We start from the raw sequence: 17,333 nt of genomic DNA on the forward strand, positions 1-17,333 counted from the left end.
ACCTGTATCCGCTCTACAGTCTCATATCTTGTTCAAAGCACAACAGTCATTTGGTAACGAGCGCAGCCTCCTGCGTTTCTTCGGATTTCAGCAACAGAACCAGCGCGACAACGGTCAGCACGGCCCCTACCCCGACCAGCAAGGCGGGGGCTTTCTGGCCCAAAGCAATCTCCCACAAGATGACCCAACTTGGTACGAGATAGGTGTAGGCCATTACCTTGGCCGAGGGCAGACGCAGCGCCGAATATTGCACCAGCACGAAACTGGCTGCCGTGGCAAAGACAGACAGATACAGAATGACCAACCAGATGAACAAAGACAGGCTTGCCCAATCCGTCGCCGCTATGTCCTTCCAGCCGTATAGCGACAGCAAGAGGCAACCCGCGACCATAGTGCCGAAGGAAAAGACCACAGCAGGCTCACCCCGGTTCAGCTTTCGCACCATCGGCGTATAGATTGCGTGAGCGACACAACCCCAAAAGTAGATGATCTCGCCCCGGTCGACCTGAAACGCCATCAAGGCCTGCCAGTCGGCTCGGAAAATCACCCACAACGCTCCTGTTGCACCGATAACCAGCGCCAGTGCCATACGTGGGGTCGTCACCTGCTGTAACAAGACCCAGCCCGCCAAGGCCGAAAGAACCGGGGTCAGCGTAAAGACCGCCGCAGCGCTAACCGGTGGTGCAGTTTTCAGACCGACGAACATCAATACGAAATAGGTGCCGAACAACCCGCCCAAAACAAGGTACCGCCACGGGGCCCGCGCAGCAGATCGGGGCACCCCGGTCGTGGCCAACGCAGCGGCACCAATCACCAGCGCTGCAATTGCGAACCGCGCCGCTGTAACCGCGACAGGCGAGATTTGGTTTGCGATCATTGCCCCAAGGGAAAAACTGCCAGCGACCAGTGCCGAGAATGTCAGCATGGCCAGATGGCCCCGTGCCTGTGGGCTCATGTTTGCCAATCCTTGGACTGCTCTTTCAGGTAGGACAGAAATGCCTGCACCTTGGTGGTGCGGTGCAAATCCACATGCGTTACCAGCCACAGATTGCCGAACCACTCGGGCAACGGTTCAATCACCTCGACAAGGTTTGGATCACGCGCAGCCTCCCACCTGGCCATAAAGCCGATCCCGGCACCGGACAGAACTGCCTCGCGTATGCAGAAATTATTCGTGCAGCGAAATGTGATCCGTTCGACGGGCACGGTTTCACGCAACCATTTTGAAAAAGGCGCCCGGCTGTTTTCATCATCCGTGCTGACGAAATAGTGGTTAGGGAAATCCTCAATCCCGGCGGGCCTTCCATGTTGCTCAAGATAGGAGGTGCTCGCGTACAGCCCGACCTCCTGCCGCATGAAGGGCTGCACCACGTTGTCCGGTTGATCCGGGGCCGAGCCCGCGCGGATAGCCACATGCGCCTCACCATATTCCAGTCGGAACAAGCGATCCCCGGTCAGGTAGCGGACAATCAGATCGGGATGCAGTCTCTGGAATGCGCTCAGCACCGGGACGATCAACGGCGCCAGCGACGACAGTGACGTAACCACCAACTCGCCCGAAACGTCGTCACCACGCCCCTTCATCCGCCCCACCAACTGATTGAACTGATCTTCGGTCGCCTGCGCAACCCGCAAAAGATCCTCACCCGCTTCGGTCGGCGTGTAGCCCCGCGCGTGACGCTGAAACAACTTAACCCCCAACCGCGCTTCGATCGCATCAATATGACGGATCACCGTCGCATGATGCACGCCCAGCACGTCCGCCGCACCGCTAACCGTACCCATTCGCGCCACCTGATAGGCGGTTTTCACTTCGTCCCAGTTTTCCATTGCATCTTGCCTATTGTGCAAATTTCAACACTCAAATTGGGTGTAGCAAAATTTTGCACGGTGGCGAAGGGGCATGGTTTAGTGTTTTCTGATCGCTGGGCGTTTTTCTGGTCGAGATATTGACTATGTCGAATCCCGGATGGGCCTTGCCCAAACCGCAAACCCGAACACTAGAGGTGGAAGCGGCGTTCTTCTTGACCAATGCATAAGGCCTGAAAGCTTAGTAAAAAAACTGCACTTGCAGAAGATCAGTGTAGATATCGTCTTTTTTGAAAGACCGAGTCAGCAACTGAATGTAAACCGCCCAGTCTTCACTAGCGTCAACCACGACCCACGGTTCTTCTGGTGGTGTTGGCGCGAAAGTAAAAGGCCCGGCGCTGTACGAGGCTAAACGTTAGATATTCGAACTGGAGTATTGGTAGTGGGTGCAGGATTTGGCCTTCATCAAACAGCTTTGCGTCAAGAAAGGCGAAGTCTTTGGCGCTGAGACAACCCAAGTGTCGAAAGTCTCCTAACGACCGATCGGCAACTGCTCTTCGCAATAAAGTAATCCAGCGCTCCAACAAATTCGAAACCGCACGTAAATTGCAAAAAACATGTCGCTGCAGTCCGAGGGTTCTTTGGCTCAGCTGCCACTTCTTTCGATCTGATTTGGCTCACTAAGTATTGGGCCAGCCAATAGGGACGTCACACCGCTAACATTGGCTCAACGAATTACATGAACCGAGCACCTGGCGTGATGCACGACTCTGTTTGCAGTGGAACCTAAAAATATGTCCTCAAAACCAGGCTTGTGCGAAGCCAAGACGATGCAATCCGCATCGCTCTCATTTGCGAAGTCGACAATAGCCCTACCCGCGTGCCCAGAGATGAGCCGAGCCTTCGCGCCTGGAATTTCAGAAGCAGTTTGATGCAGGTTTTCCAGGATTTCATGCCGCGTATTGGCAAGTACTTCGCTGGGAATCTGAGACCCTACATACGCCGGAATTGGTTCTTGGACGTGTATCACGGTGAATACAGCGTCCGCATCAGCCAATTGGCGCGCGGCTTCAAACGACGCTTGTGTGTCGTGTTCTTGGTCCAGAGCAACCGGGATCAGGATATTCTTGTACATTTGACCTCCTATCTACTGCTCCGATGTTTCCAGTTTGGTTCCTCGGCAGCAGGAAACCTATACAGGCTCGGACTTTGAAGATTTCCCCGCGCTCTTTGTAGCGGCTACAACCTCATCAACTGTTTTCTCAACAGCTTCAGCTTCGGTTTCAGCGACATAAGATGCACAACGGGACACGGTTTCGAACCATTCCTGAGCGTCAGCAACCAACCGCTCCGCCGAATGGCGCTGCCACTCCGCCATGCTCTGAACGGCTTTAGAGGGATCGGACGGGTGCGCGGAAGACACATTGCGTGCAGCTTTTAGAGCCGTTCGGACCGCCTCATGACGCCGTTCGAACCAATGCTGTGCAAAGGCCTCTGTTTCTTCGAGCAATTTTTCTTGTGCGTCCCAAAACTGTTCGATCTGGGCACCGAAGGCCGGATCACCAGACATGGGCGGCTGCATTTGCTTGAAAACATCCACAAGTGAGGTCGGGCTATTTGTGCTAGATTTCTTTCTCGGCATCGAAAATTCCTCCTCATTTCCTGAATAAGCTATTGTGCCACCTGCGGCATGCTTTCGCCTTAATACAGATCAACTACCCTTATCTTTAGCACTCTCGGCTTAGACCGCGACAGGGCGCTCGCATTCTCTCCGACACCGGTTCCTAGCAGGCAGGGTTGGAGTTAGAGTAATCTAGACAAGAACTTAACGCTTGGTTTTCTATGCACGTTGCCGGCTTTCTGATTACCCTTGGTGTCCTCTTCCTTGCCGGATTGGCGGCCGATCAATTTGGTCGGGCCACGCATCTTCCTCGTGTTACAACCTTGCTTTTCCTCGGTCTGATCGCCGGGAACGCCGGAATGGGGTTGATCCCACTCGACGTTGCAATGTGGTTCGACGAGATATCCATTGTGGCCTTGACGATGGTCGCGTTTCTTCTTGGAGGATCTTTGACTCGCGAGAACCTGGTCCAACATGGCCGAGCCATTCTGACGATTTCGGTTTCAATCGTGGTGGCAACCCTTGTTATTGTGTCTGCCGGACTGACCGCAATTGGCGTACCCTTCGGGTTGGCGTTGGTGCTGGCGGCAATTGCTACGGCTACAGCTCCGGCCGCAATGACAGACGTGATCAATCAATCTGGGGTGTCCAACAGCTTCACCGAGACATTAAAGGGCGTCGTCGCAATTGATGACGCTTGGGGTCTGTTAGTTTTCAGCATCGCCTTAGTTCTGGCCGGTCATTCGGATGGTTGGGCCACAGTCACGACCACGGCGATTTGGGATTTCGGAGGGGCTATTTTGTTGGGTTCCGCACTAGGCGTGCCATCCGCTTACCTGACTGGCCGCTTGAAACCGGGAGAGCCAATGCAGGCAGAAGCAGTGGGAATAGTCTTTCTTACAGCGGGCCTCGCGCTTTGGCTGGAGGTTTCATTCTTGGTCGCAGGCATGGTTGCGGGCGCAGTGATCGGGAATCTTGCCCGCCATCATGATCGTGCTTTTCACGAGATCGAACATATTCAGTGGCCGTTCATGATTTTGTTCTTCCTACTGGCTGGCGCCACGTTGGAAATTGAAGCCTTTGGCTTAATGGGCTGGGCTGGTGCACTTTTCCTGATCTTGCGCGCCGTGGCCCGCCTTGTCGGAGGTTACTGCGGAGCGAGACTAGGCGGCCTGCCTCGCCGTCAGACCTGTTGGTTCGGCCCCGCTTTGTTACCACAGGCCGGTGTCGCGGTCGGAATGGCCCTTGTCGCCGGAGAGCAATTTCCGAATTGGGCCGCGTCGATCATGGCCTTTACCCTGGCCAGTACAGTTGCCTTCGAGGTGTTGGGGCCGCCTTTGACACTTATGTCAATCAGACGAACGGCTGACACGGATGAGCCGATTGGTCCGTGACTATTCAGACTGGATCGATTCAAGAAAGGCGAGCAAATTCGCCAACGGCAAGCCTACCATCATTGGTTGCCCACTAGGCAAAGCCACCGCAATTTGTTGGTCTGTCTCAAACACCGCACCAAAGATTGGCATTTCGCCGCCATGAGCGAGCAATTGTGAACGGCCATCAATCTGTTCAGCTATGCGATCTATCGGAAACACACCGCCGTTCTCACCAGCCAATTTGGTAAGGTCAGGTGTTCGAATAGCCAGCATTTCGGCCATTGGCCCGTCTCCGGTTGCTTCGAAACCGTGACATTGCCAGCAATACGTCCGGTACAATTCACTTCCTTCGCTGACGCTGACCTCCTGCGCTTGTGCAGGCCCCGTGGCGAACAGTGCCAGTAAAATCCCTCGATACGACCGCATATTCTCCTCCAAATCGCTGCCACAAATGATGATCCTATTAGACAGCACAGTTACGGAACGTCTTTGACCTTGCTCATGTTGCACGCGCCGAGTCTAATCCAGGCCAGCCGCCATCTACGCCATTTCTTCGTTGAGCTCACCACTATCGCGCCCTGACGGCACTCCTTCCAGTGCGTTCATGTGCCAGCGAATTCGCCAGAGGTGATAAGACACACGATGCAACCACCTGAGAGCATCCAGCCGAGCCCACACCACATCGTCCGGTAGACTGTCAGTTGCAGCGTCAGAGATGAGCAGGTCTCTGCGAAGTTTCCTCTGTCGTCGCAAAAAACGGCGAACGCGGTTCAGCGTGTTTTCGCACTGCACTGGATTGTCGATCTCCAAATAGCTACCAGTTGCTGCAATCAACACCGAAGCAAGCCGCTTCAAACGCTGGTCTTTTGGTAACTCGCTTATCCGATCATCTTGGCTACACCGGTAAAGCAGTCGGTCAAGATGGTCGAGGACATGGTACATACCCTTGATGCTGGATATCTCTGCGTCGGACCTGCTGGGCAGTTCAATCTTGTCTAGGTACGAGCGCGCTTCCGATACAGCAGTCTGAATGCTGTCCCGTCCATAATCGGGTCCGCTTGGCTGAGATGCCCCGATACATGACCGAAGGTGCGCCACTTCGGCCCTTACAATTTGTTCGACTGCAACTTTTGCTGCGCCCACAGCTATTTCTGGCATCCCGAGGACGAGAGGATCCAAAGATCTCGTCAACTCAGCCCCTTTGTTGGGTACGAGGGCCTCGACAAATCTGGCGAAGGGTTTCGCGAACGGCAGGATCAGCGCCACGCCTATGGCGTTGAAGAAGCTATGGAAAGCGACAAGCGCAGTCAGAGAGCTTCCAGCCCCCGACCCGCTTACAAAGACTGCAGTAAACGGCCCCAGCAGGAAAAATGCCAGTGCCCCTGTCATCACATTGTAGATCACATGAGCAAAACCGGTGCGGCGCGCCATCGTCCCACCGCCAAAGGTTGCCAAAACAGCGGTGAAAGTTGTCCCCACGTCCATTCCAATGACCAGAGCCGCCGCTTGGGGGAAGTTCACAGCACCGGCGCTCAACGCAGCTAACGCCGTTGCAACGCCAGCACTCGAAGACTGCGTCACCATCGTGATGAGGACGCCGATCAGTACAAGCTTCAACCTGCCCAGCAGTGTGTCTGGTGGAAAATCGGCAGGAGTAACTACGCCCTGAAATGCGTCCAACCCGGATTTGAGTTGTTCGATCCCAATGAAAATCAGACTGAACCCGGCCAATGCCAACCCAAGGCCGGAAACCGCTTTTCTTCCTGAAAGCGCCAGCAAAGCCCCAAAAAAAACAACAGGCAACATCACTTGCCCCAGGTCCAGCTTGAACCCCAAGAGCGCGACGAGCCAACCTGTCATGGTCGTTCCGATATTGGCCCCAAAGATGATCCCAAGCGCTTGGGGAAACGTGAGCAGACCAGACGCGACAAATCCAACGGCCGCAACGGTGGTCGCACTGGAAGATTGGATTGCAGCTGTCGTGACTGCACCTGTTACAGCCCCGGTAAACGGTGTCGACGTGAACCGGCCCAGAATATCTCGCAATTTCGCCCCTGCCAAAGTCTTCAAACCGTCGGTCATCAACAGCATGCCGACAAGGAACAGGCCGATGCCGCCTAAGGCCGGTAACAGGTTCCAGAACATCACGAATTGCTTTCCACCCTAAATCTCAAACCGCCTAACGTGTTTGCTTTGCCTTTAAGTCCGACGGCAAACGACAGGTGGTTTGCACTCAGCCTCGCAGACCCGCCCCCCCGAGTTGGTTGACATAGATCAAAGCATCATAATGAATCACATAGTGAAATACGAATGTTTTAACGTGTCTACGTTCACCGACCTGTCCCCAAGCAAACACAAAGGTGAACGGAATTTTGTCGGAGCGGAAGCTCCACCCAAGGGGGCTCGGCAGGAGTGGTGGCGAGCCCCCAGTTAATCGATCGGTGCCCAACGCGCCCAGACATTGAAACACAAGGCCTTCGATGCAGCATTGACCATCGGATTAATCCGTTCCGCTAATCGCGGACGAAAACGAGAAGGACGCCACTGGCGATGTTCTGAATCGGCAGTTGTTGGAAACACTTATGAACTCTGTTGATCCAAACGAACAGAAACTCAGACGGGCTCTTACTACCCCGTTGCTCACGCTTTATGGCCTTGGGGTAACGGTCGGAGCGGGCATTTACGTTTTAGTCGGTGCAACAGCAGACATTGCCGGACCGTTTGCGGCCTTGTCGTTCGTCGTAGCCGCCCTCGTCGTATCGCTCACCGCGCTTTCCTATGCAGAACTCGCAACTCGATTTCCTGTGAGCGCAGGTGAAGCGGCCTATGTTGAAGCGGGATTTCAGAAAAGATGGATGGCGGTTTTCGTTGGGCTTGCGGTGGCAGCCTCGGGCGTTATCTCCGCCTCTGCCGTTGCAATTGGCGCAGCATCATACCTTCATGCTTTGACCGGTTTTACGATCCCTGTTTTGACCGTCAGCGTCGTTTTGGTCATGGGTCTAATCGCGCTTTGGGGGATCACCGAGTCAGTCTTTGTTGCGGCTGTCATCACGATCATCGAGATCGCAGGTCTTCTCTTTGTGATCGGCTGGGGCATGTCGATTCAGGATCCGCAGGGATACGGGGTAAGTTCGATGCTTCCCCCGCTGGAACTCGACGCGTGGAGAGGTATTTTCGCGGCATCGCTTCTCGCCTTCTTTGCATTTGTTGGCTTCGAGGACATGGCCAATGTCGCGGAAGAGGTGAAAGACCCAGTGCACACCATCCCAAAAGCGATTTTGCTAACGCTCGTTCTGGCAACCGTGTTGTATCTGGGAACTTCAATGACGGTCCTACTTGTTGTTCCGATTGATGTTCTTTCGACGTCCGCAGCACCTCTCGCGCTTGTGTTCTCAAACGCCCCTGAGATGATTAAACAGGGCTTTTCCGCGGTCGCGATTGTAGCGACGGTCAATGGCGTACTGATCCAGATGATTATGGCCTCGCGGGTGATCTACGGACTCGCTGACCGTGACCATCTGCCGAAGGTTCTGGCGATTGTCCCGAAAGCAACGCAGACACCAGTTGTTGCTACTTTGCTGGTCGTCGCGATCATCGTACTGCTGACCCAAACTATGCCGATTGGTACTCTGGCAGAGCGCACATCCCAGATCGTTCTGGGCGTCTTTGTGCTCGTCAACATTTCTCTGATCCTGCTGAAGATGCGGCCGGACGAGGCTGTCAAGCACTTCCGCGTTCCTCTTGTGGTACCGATACTTGGAGTGATCACCAGTGCATTGCTTTTCGGATCTGGATTTCTCTAACTAAATACATCGACCCAAAGGCTTCCAAGAGCTACCACGGCATATGACGACCGACCAAACTTCCATAAGATCAAAACTCTCGGGCTGGTGGCATAGAACCTTTGTGGATCTGGTTCAGCAGCTGCAATGGTCCTATTTGCCGCCATTAATGGTCTATTTCGCGGCCGGCGTGTCCGGCCTGACCTCGGTCGTCGGCGCTTTTTTCCTAAAAGACTATCTCGATTTATCCGCCTCTTTCGTTGCAGGACTGGCATTTTGGGCCGGCATCCCTTGGATCCTCAAAATGCCGCTTGGTCATGTCGTGGACCTGTTTTGGCGCTGGAAGTCCCTGCTGATCCTGTTTGGCGCATCCCTGATCACGTTGTCTTTGCTCACAATGTACGGTCTCGTGACCGCGCCTGCCGTGATGTCCAATTTCATGCCACTGGAAGACTGGTATGTCCTAGCCCTGCTGCTGGCGCCTTCAGGCTATGCCATTCAAGACGTAGTTGCGGATGCCATGACGGTCGAAGCGGTCCCCAAGGTTAACCAGCACGGCCTCCCGTTTACGCCTGAAGAAACCCGTGCACAGCACACGACAATGCAAACCTTGGGCAGAGTTTCGATCATTTCCGGGTTTGCGGCGGTTGCGGCTGTGAACATCTGGATTTTCTCTGGAACTGAAGGTCTGCAAAAATCCGAGCGCCTTGCGCTTTATGGCCAAGTGTACCTGATAGCTCTGGCCATCCCGGTGTTGTCGGTCAGCGGGGTCGTTCTTCACAGCTTGATCCAGCGTCAACTTGCCAGGCGGGGTCATCTGCCCCACACACTGGATGAAGTCACAGAAGTCAAATGGTCCATTTTGCTGGGTGGCTTTGCATTCGTTTTGCTAAGCATCGTGCTGGGGACCGCAGATTTCGAATTTGCGCAAGAGACTGTTTTTGCAGTTTCTTTGACGGTAATTCTGTACCTGATGTCGCGTCTGCTGAAGGAGCTGGAACCAGCCCAAGCCAAGGCCCTGATCGGGACAGCGACAATCATTTTCGTATTCCGCGCCGTTCCTCTGCCGGGGCCTGGTCTGACTTGGTTCGAAATCGATGAACTGGGGTTCGATGAACAGTTCCTGGCAATCCTGGCACTATTAACTTCGCTGCTGGCATTATTGGGGTTGATCGTTCTCCGGCCATTTATGGCCAATCGCTCTATTGCACATGTGGTGGTTTTGTTAACGATCGCCGCGGGCGTTCTCGCCCTGCCCAACCTCGCCTTATATTACGGCGTGCATGAATGGACGGCAGCGCGTACCGGCGGAGTTGTCGACGCGAGGTTCATTGCCATTCTTGATACAGCCGTTGAATCGCCGCTTGGGCAGATTGCTATGGTCCCGATGTTGGCCTGGATCGCCCGCAATGCACCCGTTCAGTTGAAAGCCACCTTTTTTGCAGTGATGGCATCGTTTACCAACATGGCATTGTCGGCCAGCAGCCTCAGCACCAAGTATCTCAACCAGACATTTGTCGTCACACGCGCCGTCACCAACCCTGAGACCGGTGAGATCACATCAACCGCGGACTACAGTCAACTTGGATTCCTGCTGATCTGCGTGGCACTGATCTCAGTGATCGTTCCACTCGCTACAGTGTTTTTTGTTCAAATCTCGCGTTTTCGAACGAGCGAATGATCACTGACTTTCCACCTCTTCCAGCAGAGCTCTGAGGTGTGAGACCGGGACGCCGATATTGGAACCACCGAACTCGGGCAGGATCGCAGCATTGATGGCAACGACCTCACCACGCCGGTTCAATACCGGTCCTCCGCTCCCACCGGTCGTGGTCTCAGCGTCATAAACGATTGCGCTCTCACTTGTCCGCGCAACGATCCCACGGCTTGCTAGCGGATGAATCTTGCCTTGTGTGGAAAGCCGGGACGCGATCGACCAAAAGTTCAACGTCCCGTCTGCCTCCAATCCCTCTAAAAAGCCGGGACCAGCCTGCGCGATCAATGCTTTCAAACCCGTTGGGTATCCCAACAGATAAAGCTCTTCACCTACGCGCGACGTGGCATCCGCTAACGGAATTCCGAGGTCCTGAACGCGGCTTGGCTCAACTTCCAAAATCGCCAAGTCTGCCGCTTCGCTGAACCGAAGCAGCCGCGCCTCTATTGGTTCCGTCTGATCAGGCAAATAGGCCAGCAGCCTCAACATCTCTGGCTCAAGACCCGCGTCTCTCAGCGCCTTCTCTCGGTCTCCTGATGTCCACGGCAACGCAACATGACGGTTGGTGGCCATCAACGGTACCCCAGCAATCAAAAATCCTGTTCCGGTGAACTGAAATTCTGCAGGTTCGCCGGTCCCATCCGGTTCGATCCAAGGCTGGCCAAACGGGGTTTTAAGGTTTTCGCCGTCTGGCCCCACAACGTGCCGTAGAATCTTCCCGCTTTCAACGTGGCGCAGACCGTAAGCCCCCTGAAGGAAAGCGACAGATCGGGTAGAGGCAGCTATCACCCGCGTGGGCGCTCCAGCCTGTTGTTCCAAGGTTCCAAGACGTTGTTCGGTCGTCACAAGCTGGTTCTTGAAAGCGTCACGCAACGAAGACAAGTCATCAGGTGTCAGCGCATCTTCCCGCGTCTGAGCGAGCATAACCGCGACCGCTTCGATCTTGCGGGATTCCTGTTCGATACTCTCCGCCAAGCGCCGGTCGTTTTGGTAAAGCAGGTACCCAAACCCCGCGATCACAAGAAGCGTTGCAAGAACCGTGATCCTGAACAGTACCGTGGTTTGAGACGCAAGCCGCCACCCACCGTCGCGCAGGGCACCAGACATCTTTTTGGCGAAGGGTCGACGGCTCGTTCGGGTATAAGCATATGCGTCGCTGAGGATATCCTCGACTGTATGGTGCGCGGGAAATGAGTGATCGCACAACCTGTACCGAGACATGGGGCCCTTTTCTCCGAACTCAATCATGTCACCATGATTAAGAGACGTCGAAGAAGTTTTTTGCCCGTTCACCCACAGATTGCGTCCCGCTGTAGCGGTTATCGTGTAACGATCGTCAGCCCACTGAAGGGTAGCTATATCGTTGTCATGAGGAGGCAGGTCCTCTTTAAGACGCAGGCTTAGCACCCTGCCTTCACTAACAGAGACAGTCAGGGCATTGTCGACAAGCCAGTTCACGTTTCCGCGCGATGGACCTGTAAGGCTCTCCAGAAAGGCCCGCACCTCGCCTTCACCACCATTCACTGGGGGTATCATGTCGCTCACTTTTGGTTTGCGCATTGTGGCCCCCTATCCAAACGCGTGAGGGCATTCTACCACGCCGCAACACCAAACCCATGGTTTGACGCGAATGTACAAAAAAGCTCATTTAAACAAGCACCTGCGATGTCTGCCCGGATTCAACCAAAAACAACTATCAGACCACAGCTCGAAGAAGGCCGATCCATGATCGGCCCTCTGCTTTGGCATTTTCAAGCACCGTATCGCGCCAACAGTCTGTCTATTTCGACGATACCTTGATCTTACGGCTTGGATCCTGAGGCTCACTCTTCGGCATTTGAATACGCAGAACACCCTTGTCGAATGTTGCTGAAACCTTGTCGACTTCCACAGTATCTGGCAGCGACATGGCTCTGGAAAAGCTGCCGTAGCTTCTTTCGCTGACACGCAGATCGCCCGTTTCGTCATGCGCAATCTTCTTCTGACCGCGCAGGATTAGCCTGCGATCCTTGATTTCAATTTCCACATCATCCTCTTCGAGCCCCGGCAATTCAGCCGTAAGGACTATCGCAGAATCCGTCTCTTGGACATCGATTGCCGGAGATATCGCGCCTGTCATATCAAGAGACGGAAAACCCGTGCGTTGCGCAGCCGTTTCCATGGGTAGGAAAGGCGATCCTCCCCCAAAAAACCGCGACATCAGAGTTTCCATTTCACGTCGAAAATTGTCGGAGAGCGGATGCGTTCCAGTGAAAAGTTGCGGGGACTTTTTGTCTTCTAGCATTTTTTGAGCCTCCTCCTTTGGTCGGATTTCGCGCGCGCAATATTATGACAGGAAAAGCGGTCAATGACCTTGATCTTGCGCAAGCATGCAGCCTCAGCTTTAGCCAGATCGCACGTACCGACCGGACGAACAGAAACGGGAACAGTCGGCAAACATACTTGCCCTGTCTTGCTGCAATTCAGACCAATCTCAGTAGTCTTGATCGGAGCCCCATGTCAGCTTAGCGTTTATTCTGAATGAGCCCGGGTTGCTTACCTTTAGAAATTTGGAGCAAAGCCGTATGAAATGGCCTTATCTGGCGCTGATCTACGTTTTGCTGATCTTGGCCCCCTTGGGGTTTTCCTGGTCTCTGGGATGGCAACCGCGATCATTTCATCAAGAGCTCGCGTCCGGGCTTGGAATGCTTGCTTTTTCAATAATACTAGTTGAGTTCTTGCTGTCTGGGCGGTTCATGTTCATCTCTTCCGGTCTGGGTATGGATGTGACCATGCGGGTGCATCAGATGATGGCGCGTACAGCGCTTGGCTTCGCGCTAATACACCCGCTGCTGTACCAGGGTACGCCATCTGGCGGACGCCGCCCGTGGGATGAAACAAGTCAACTTACTATTTCGACCGACTTTTCTGCCCTGGCGTCGGGCATCGGCGCATATTTTTTACTGTTCATTCTGGTCGCCTCGGCAATTGCCCGTAAATCCCTTGATTACAAGTACGAGACATGGCGCCTCTTGCACGGGCTGGGAGCCTTGGTGATTGCCTGCCTGCTGTTGCACCACACGGTCTATGCTGGGCGCTACGGTGGACATCCGCTAATGACGTTTCTCTGGCTTGCCCTGACCACTATTGCTGTAGGGACCTTGCTGTATGTCTATCTCGTTCACCCTTTGCGTCAGAGGAAAAGGCCGTGGCGCGTTACTTCTGTGTCTCGACTAACACCGAGGCAATGGGAGTTGCGCCTCAAGCCCGATGGTCACACCGGACTAACTTTCGAAGCAGGGCAGTTTGCTTGGCTAAATGTCGGCCACAGTGCTTTCTCGCTGCACGAAAACCCATTCTCGATTAGTTCAGCACCAGCTGAAGGCCCCGAAGTGTCCTTTGTGATTAAGGAACTTGGGGATTTCACATGCGGTCTCGGACAAATTGCTCCGTGCACCCCGGTCTATCTGGATGCCCCACACGGAAATTTGTCGATCAGCCACCGTCCTGAGAAAGGCATCGTTCTGATCGCAGGTGGTGTGGGTATCGCGCCGATGTTAAGCATCACGCGACAGGTACGGTTGAGTGATACACAGCGGGATCTCAAGCTTATCTATGGCAACCGCGTGGAGGAGCAGATTGTTTATCCTCAGGAGTTGTCCAAGGAAGAAACAGTATTTGTTCTATCCGAACCGCCAAAGGATTGGTCAGGAGAAACAGGTTTAATCGACGGTCCCCTGTTGGACCGCAATTTGTCTTCTGAACAATTTGAAAGCTGGCTTTTTGTTCTCTGCGGCCCGCCTGCCATGATGGACGCCGTGGAAGATCATCTGATCACGCGGGGCACCGCGCCCCATCGGATTTTGTCTGAAAGGTTCGACTATGATTAGATTGCTTAGAAACCTGCCCGCACGCCAACAGGTGAAATTCGCAGTGTGGTTTATCAACTTTGCAATCTTTGTCGCTGTCTTGGCCTTTTCCTTAAGGTAGCCAGACGGACCATTAGGCCATGGCTAGCCTTGTAATTGCCAGTCGAAAAAAGGCAGATTTTCTTGCAGATGCATGCCGTTACGAATTTCCTTAAAAACAAGCTTTGCTTGGACAGACAGGACGCACCACAACTCTCCCAAGTAACGCCTTTGATGGAGATCAAGGGCAACACACACCACTTATTCATAATTGGAAATCTATTCAGACCGATTTATGGGAGGATCGGAATGACCGTACTCATCGCCTTCGCTACAGTCGAAGGTCAGACGGCAAAGATTGCGCGTTTCATCGGCGATATCGTGAAGGAAGCCGGCTTCAACACACGGCTGATCAATACTGACGAAATGCACGACCACGTGTCGCTTGACGATGTGGCCAAGGTCATTCTCTTGGCTCCGGTCCACGAGCGTAGGCACCCCGAGTCCTTTGAGGCTTATGTTGCGTCAAATAGAGATGCCTTAATGAAACGAAAATCTCTCGTGCTTTCCGTCGGTCTAAAGGCAGCTTTTGCTTCAGGTCGAGAGGAAGCGCGCGACTATCTCAAAGAAATGCTTATGCGAACAGGATTGGAACCAAATGCGACGGCATTGATCGCAGGCGCGGTGAGGCCCGAAAGCTACGGATATTTTGAGAGGGAAATCCTAAAACACGTCGTCTTGCTGGGTCGAAAAATCGATCCACGAGATGGAGCGCGGGAGTTTACTGATTGGGACGAATTAACGTCTATTGTGATAGATTTCCTTGGTGGAAACGGCCGGGCCAATCAGCATCAATCTCAAGCGATATCCTAGTAACAGCTGGCTACTCTCGTACTTACCAGAAAATCACAGTCGCCGGTTCACTTCATCAGTGTCCGAAAAGCACTGGCAACCCTGTCTGCTCCAACATTGCTTGCGTCGTTCCACCAAAGAGTGACTCACGCAGATGGGAATGCCCATAAGCGCCCATAACAACGAGATCGGCCCCCAATTCTGTTGCGCGATCCTGAATGCAGTGTTCGATCGAGTCCCCACCACATGGAAACTGCGACACGGTCACTTTGCAACCGTGATGACGGAGCCATCCAGCAACCTCAGTTCCGGGCTCTTCGCCTTCGACGTCATCAGACGACCGCAAATCAAAACACCCAACCACAACTTCCTTGGCCGCCAGAAAAAAGGGTAAAGCTAAATGCGCAGCCCTGGACGCAGGCAGGCTATCATTCCATGCCAAAACAATGCGTTCACGTTGGGCAAACGGGTCTCCATTGATCATCAGGGCGACCGGTGAATGGAACAATACTCCGTACGCGACCTTATGAAACAAATCGGGATCTTTTCGCAATTCAGCGTCAAGAAAGGCGATATCACAGCATTTGGCTTGGCCTGCCACAAGATGCTGTAACTCTGTTCCAGATCCAATAAAGGCGTTTACATTTGCCGATACACCCCGCGCGGCCAGAAGCGCTTCAACTTCGGTGGCGCGGGACTTCAAGGCAGCATTTCTTGCGTTAAGGACATCCAACCAGTTTGAAGGAAGACCCGCCTCAACGAACCTGTTTGATCCATACTTTAGGTAAGGCAGTTTAGGTAAAGCTGCGATCACTACGCAATTCAAGTGGCCGTTCTGGGTACGGGCAGTTTCCGCGCATTCCAATATCGACGCATCGTCAGCATCGACTCCTACATAATATACCACTGTTCTGTGTTGCATTCCCGACCTCCGTCCGGGATTTCACTTCGTCCAAGACTCGTGTGCACTGACTAGGTCAACAAAGAGACAATGTTGTCGGTCGCGCTTCTTACTTCGGCAGCATGAAGAACTCTTCCAGCACAATCTTGCCTTCTGCCACTGAATACACAGCGATCTCGCGCAGGGTCATACGCTCTCCGGTGGCCTTCTGAATCACTTCAGCCCTGAAGCGCACTCCAAAACGGTTGGGAGGGTGGACATAAGGGCCATCCACGTCGAGTTCCTGAATTTCGTGCGAGGCCAACCAATCTTCTCTCTTCCCCTTGATGGCTTCTCGCCCCTTAGAAACGCGGAACTGTCTGACCGGAGGCACAACTGCCTCAATCGATTGAGCGTTTTCGGCATACATTTCATCAACACTTCCAAGGCCTCTGCGCTCACGCATGGACTTGACGAACGATCTTCCGATTTCAACTAACTCTTCCATGAATCTCCCCCTAGATTACCATTGACTGTACCACGTCTTCCCCGCGCTTATCTTGACAAGGATCAATGAGCGTATCTCCCTAACAGCCGGGCGCCGCTCGCAAACTCGGCACTTGTTCGCATAGGCAATCTATTCGCCGCCATGTTCTGGAAGACGCCGTTTTGGATTTGCTTCGTCAGAGTCTGATGCAGCCCGACGCAGTGGCCGCTTTCATAAAGTCCTTCAGCGAAGCCGCCAACGCGGAAGCAGGCACAGCGGAGGTAGCCCGGACCCGTCTGCAATCCGAGCGGGACAAAGCGGCGCGCAAACTGAATGGGTTCTATGATGCAATCGCAGAGGGCATTCGCACCCCCGGCCTTCAAACGCGGCTCGAAGAGCTTGAAGCGCAGATCGCCGGTCTTGATGCGAAGCTGTCTGAGCCTGCGCCTTCACCAGTGCGACTACACCCGAACCTGTCCGAGCTCTATCGCTCCAATGTTGCTAGTCTTGCACATGCGTTATCGGACCCGTCGATCCTCACAGGAGCTTTGGAGATCATCCGGGTCCTTATCGAACGGGTCACGGTCTTGCATGAGAGGGACGGCGTTCAGATCGAACTCCAGGGTGCCGTGGCAGCGATGATTGGGTTGGCCCAGAATGAACTAAAGTCGCCGTGAGGCGGCATGTTCGGCATTTTGTTAACCGTGTTGGTTTCTGGAGTATGCTTTGGCGCACTTGCTTTGAGGTTTTGAGCCTGACGCGGTGGCGACGTTAAGCACTTGATCCGGGGGATCAATTTTAGTCTGACCGGGCTGTGTAGGGGATTTCTGACGCTGGTTGCGGGAGCAGGATTTGAACCTGCGACCTTCAGGTTATGAGCCTGACGAGCTACCGGGCTGCTCCATCCCGCGTCAGAGTCAGATTT

General features: G+C 53.9%; 16 protein-coding genes and 1 tRNA gene. 6 read left to right on the plus strand and 11 right to left on the minus strand.

The window, feature by feature from the left end:
• Positions 1-46: 46 nt before the first annotated feature.
• The 4 genes from ACR0C5_RS17835 to ACR0C5_RS17850 all read right to left on the minus strand — a co-directional run bounded on the left by ACR0C5_RS17835 (position 47) and on the right by ACR0C5_RS17850 (position 3,451).
• Entirely contained in the window at positions 47-955 is a 909-nt protein-coding gene (locus ACR0C5_RS17835; RefSeq protein WP_480860740.1) for a DMT family transporter, read from the minus strand.
• Positions 952-1,830 carry a LysR family transcriptional regulator gene (locus ACR0C5_RS17840; protein WP_170787338.1) on the minus strand — a complete coding sequence of 293 codons (879 nt, stop codon included), beginning with the start codon at positions 1,828-1,830 and terminating at the stop codon, positions 952-954. The genes ACR0C5_RS17835 and ACR0C5_RS17840 overlap by 4 nt, the downstream gene beginning before the upstream one ends.
• A 706-nt stretch (positions 1,831-2,536) precedes the next feature.
• A complete protein-coding gene (locus ACR0C5_RS17845) occupies positions 2,537-2,944 on the minus strand; it encodes a universal stress protein (protein ID WP_480432990.1) in 408 nt (135 codons plus the stop codon).
• A gap of 57 nt (positions 2,945-3,001) precedes the next feature.
• Positions 3,002-3,451, minus strand: a complete 450-nt coding sequence (locus ACR0C5_RS17850; RefSeq protein ID WP_480878137.1) for a phasin family protein — start codon at positions 3,449-3,451, stop codon at positions 3,002-3,004.
• Positions 3,452-3,651: 200 nt separating this feature from the next.
• Here ACR0C5_RS17850 and ACR0C5_RS17855 point away from each other — a divergent pair, with 200 nt between their 5' ends.
• A complete protein-coding gene (locus ACR0C5_RS17855; protein WP_480878139.1) occupies positions 3,652-4,824 on the plus strand; it encodes a cation:proton antiporter in 1,173 nt (390 codons plus the stop codon).
• Here the strand turns inward: ACR0C5_RS17855 and ACR0C5_RS17860 are convergent, their stop codons facing one another.
• On the minus strand, positions 4,825-5,232 hold the full coding sequence (locus ACR0C5_RS17860) for a c-type cytochrome (RefSeq protein WP_170791643.1): 408 nt from the start codon (positions 5,230-5,232) through the stop codon (positions 4,825-4,827).
• A 114-nt stretch (positions 5,233-5,346) separates the two neighbouring features.
• Positions 5,347-6,951, minus strand: coding sequence for a Na/Pi cotransporter family protein (locus tag ACR0C5_RS17865; RefSeq protein ID WP_170791644.1), 1,605 nt, complete (start codon positions 6,949-6,951; stop codon positions 5,347-5,349).
• A gap of 437 nt (positions 6,952-7,388) precedes the next feature.
• Between ACR0C5_RS17865 and ACR0C5_RS17870 the strand changes: the two genes are divergently transcribed.
• Together ACR0C5_RS17870 and ACR0C5_RS17875 are read left to right on the plus strand one after the other, a co-directional pair.
• A complete protein-coding gene (locus ACR0C5_RS17870; RefSeq protein WP_480505683.1) occupies positions 7,389-8,609 on the plus strand; it encodes an APC family permease in 1,221 nt (406 codons plus the stop codon).
• A gap of 43 nt (positions 8,610-8,652) precedes the next feature.
• Positions 8,653-10,269 (plus strand): MFS transporter, encoded by a 1,617-nt coding sequence (locus ACR0C5_RS17875; protein WP_480878142.1) that lies wholly within the window; start codon positions 8,653-8,655, stop codon positions 10,267-10,269.
• Here ACR0C5_RS17875 and ACR0C5_RS17880 read toward each other — a convergent pair whose 3' ends face one another.
• Together ACR0C5_RS17880 and ACR0C5_RS17885 are read right to left on the minus strand one after the other, a co-directional pair.
• Positions 10,270-11,523, minus strand: coding sequence for a S1 family peptidase (locus tag ACR0C5_RS17880; protein WP_480878144.1), 1,254 nt, complete (start codon positions 11,521-11,523; stop codon positions 10,270-10,272). It abuts the gene before it with no gap.
• A gap of 559 nt (positions 11,524-12,082) precedes the next feature.
• Positions 12,083-12,586, minus strand: a complete 504-nt coding sequence (locus ACR0C5_RS17885) for an Hsp20/alpha crystallin family protein (protein WP_170787350.1) — start codon at positions 12,584-12,586, stop codon at positions 12,083-12,085.
• 280 nt (positions 12,587-12,866) lie between these two features.
• On the opposite strand from ACR0C5_RS17885, the gene ACR0C5_RS17890 reads away from it, so the two are divergent.
• Positions 12,867-14,171 (plus strand): ferredoxin reductase family protein, encoded by a 1,305-nt coding sequence (locus ACR0C5_RS17890; RefSeq protein WP_480878147.1) that lies wholly within the window; start codon positions 12,867-12,869, stop codon positions 14,169-14,171.
• 327 nt (positions 14,172-14,498) lie between these two features.
• A complete protein-coding gene (locus ACR0C5_RS17895) occupies positions 14,499-15,062 on the plus strand; it encodes a flavodoxin domain-containing protein (RefSeq protein WP_480505673.1) in 564 nt (187 codons plus the stop codon).
• 55 nt (positions 15,063-15,117) lie between these two features.
• On the opposite strand, the gene ACR0C5_RS17900 is transcribed toward ACR0C5_RS17895, so the two are convergent.
• Together ACR0C5_RS17900 and ACR0C5_RS17905 are read right to left on the minus strand one after the other, a co-directional pair.
• Complete coding sequence (locus ACR0C5_RS17900; protein WP_170791649.1) at positions 15,118-15,963, minus strand: universal stress protein; 846 nt, start codon at positions 15,961-15,963, stop codon at positions 15,118-15,120.
• Between the two features lie 88 nt (positions 15,964-16,051).
• Entirely contained in the window at positions 16,052-16,429 is a 378-nt protein-coding gene (locus tag ACR0C5_RS17905; protein WP_480878149.1) for a SnoaL-like domain-containing protein, read from the minus strand.
• A gap of 161 nt (positions 16,430-16,590) precedes the next feature.
• Between ACR0C5_RS17905 and ACR0C5_RS17910 the strand changes: the two genes are divergently transcribed.
• Positions 16,591-17,085, plus strand: coding sequence for a hypothetical protein (locus ACR0C5_RS17910; RefSeq protein WP_480878152.1), 495 nt, complete (start codon positions 16,591-16,593; stop codon positions 17,083-17,085).
• Between the two features lie 157 nt (positions 17,086-17,242).
• On the opposite strand, the gene ACR0C5_RS17915 is transcribed toward ACR0C5_RS17910, so the two are convergent.
• Positions 17,243-17,319, minus strand: a tRNA-Met gene (locus ACR0C5_RS17915).
• Positions 17,320-17,333 lie beyond the last annotated feature (14 nt).

This window comes from Ruegeria sp. N8 (genome assembly GCF_056531325.1).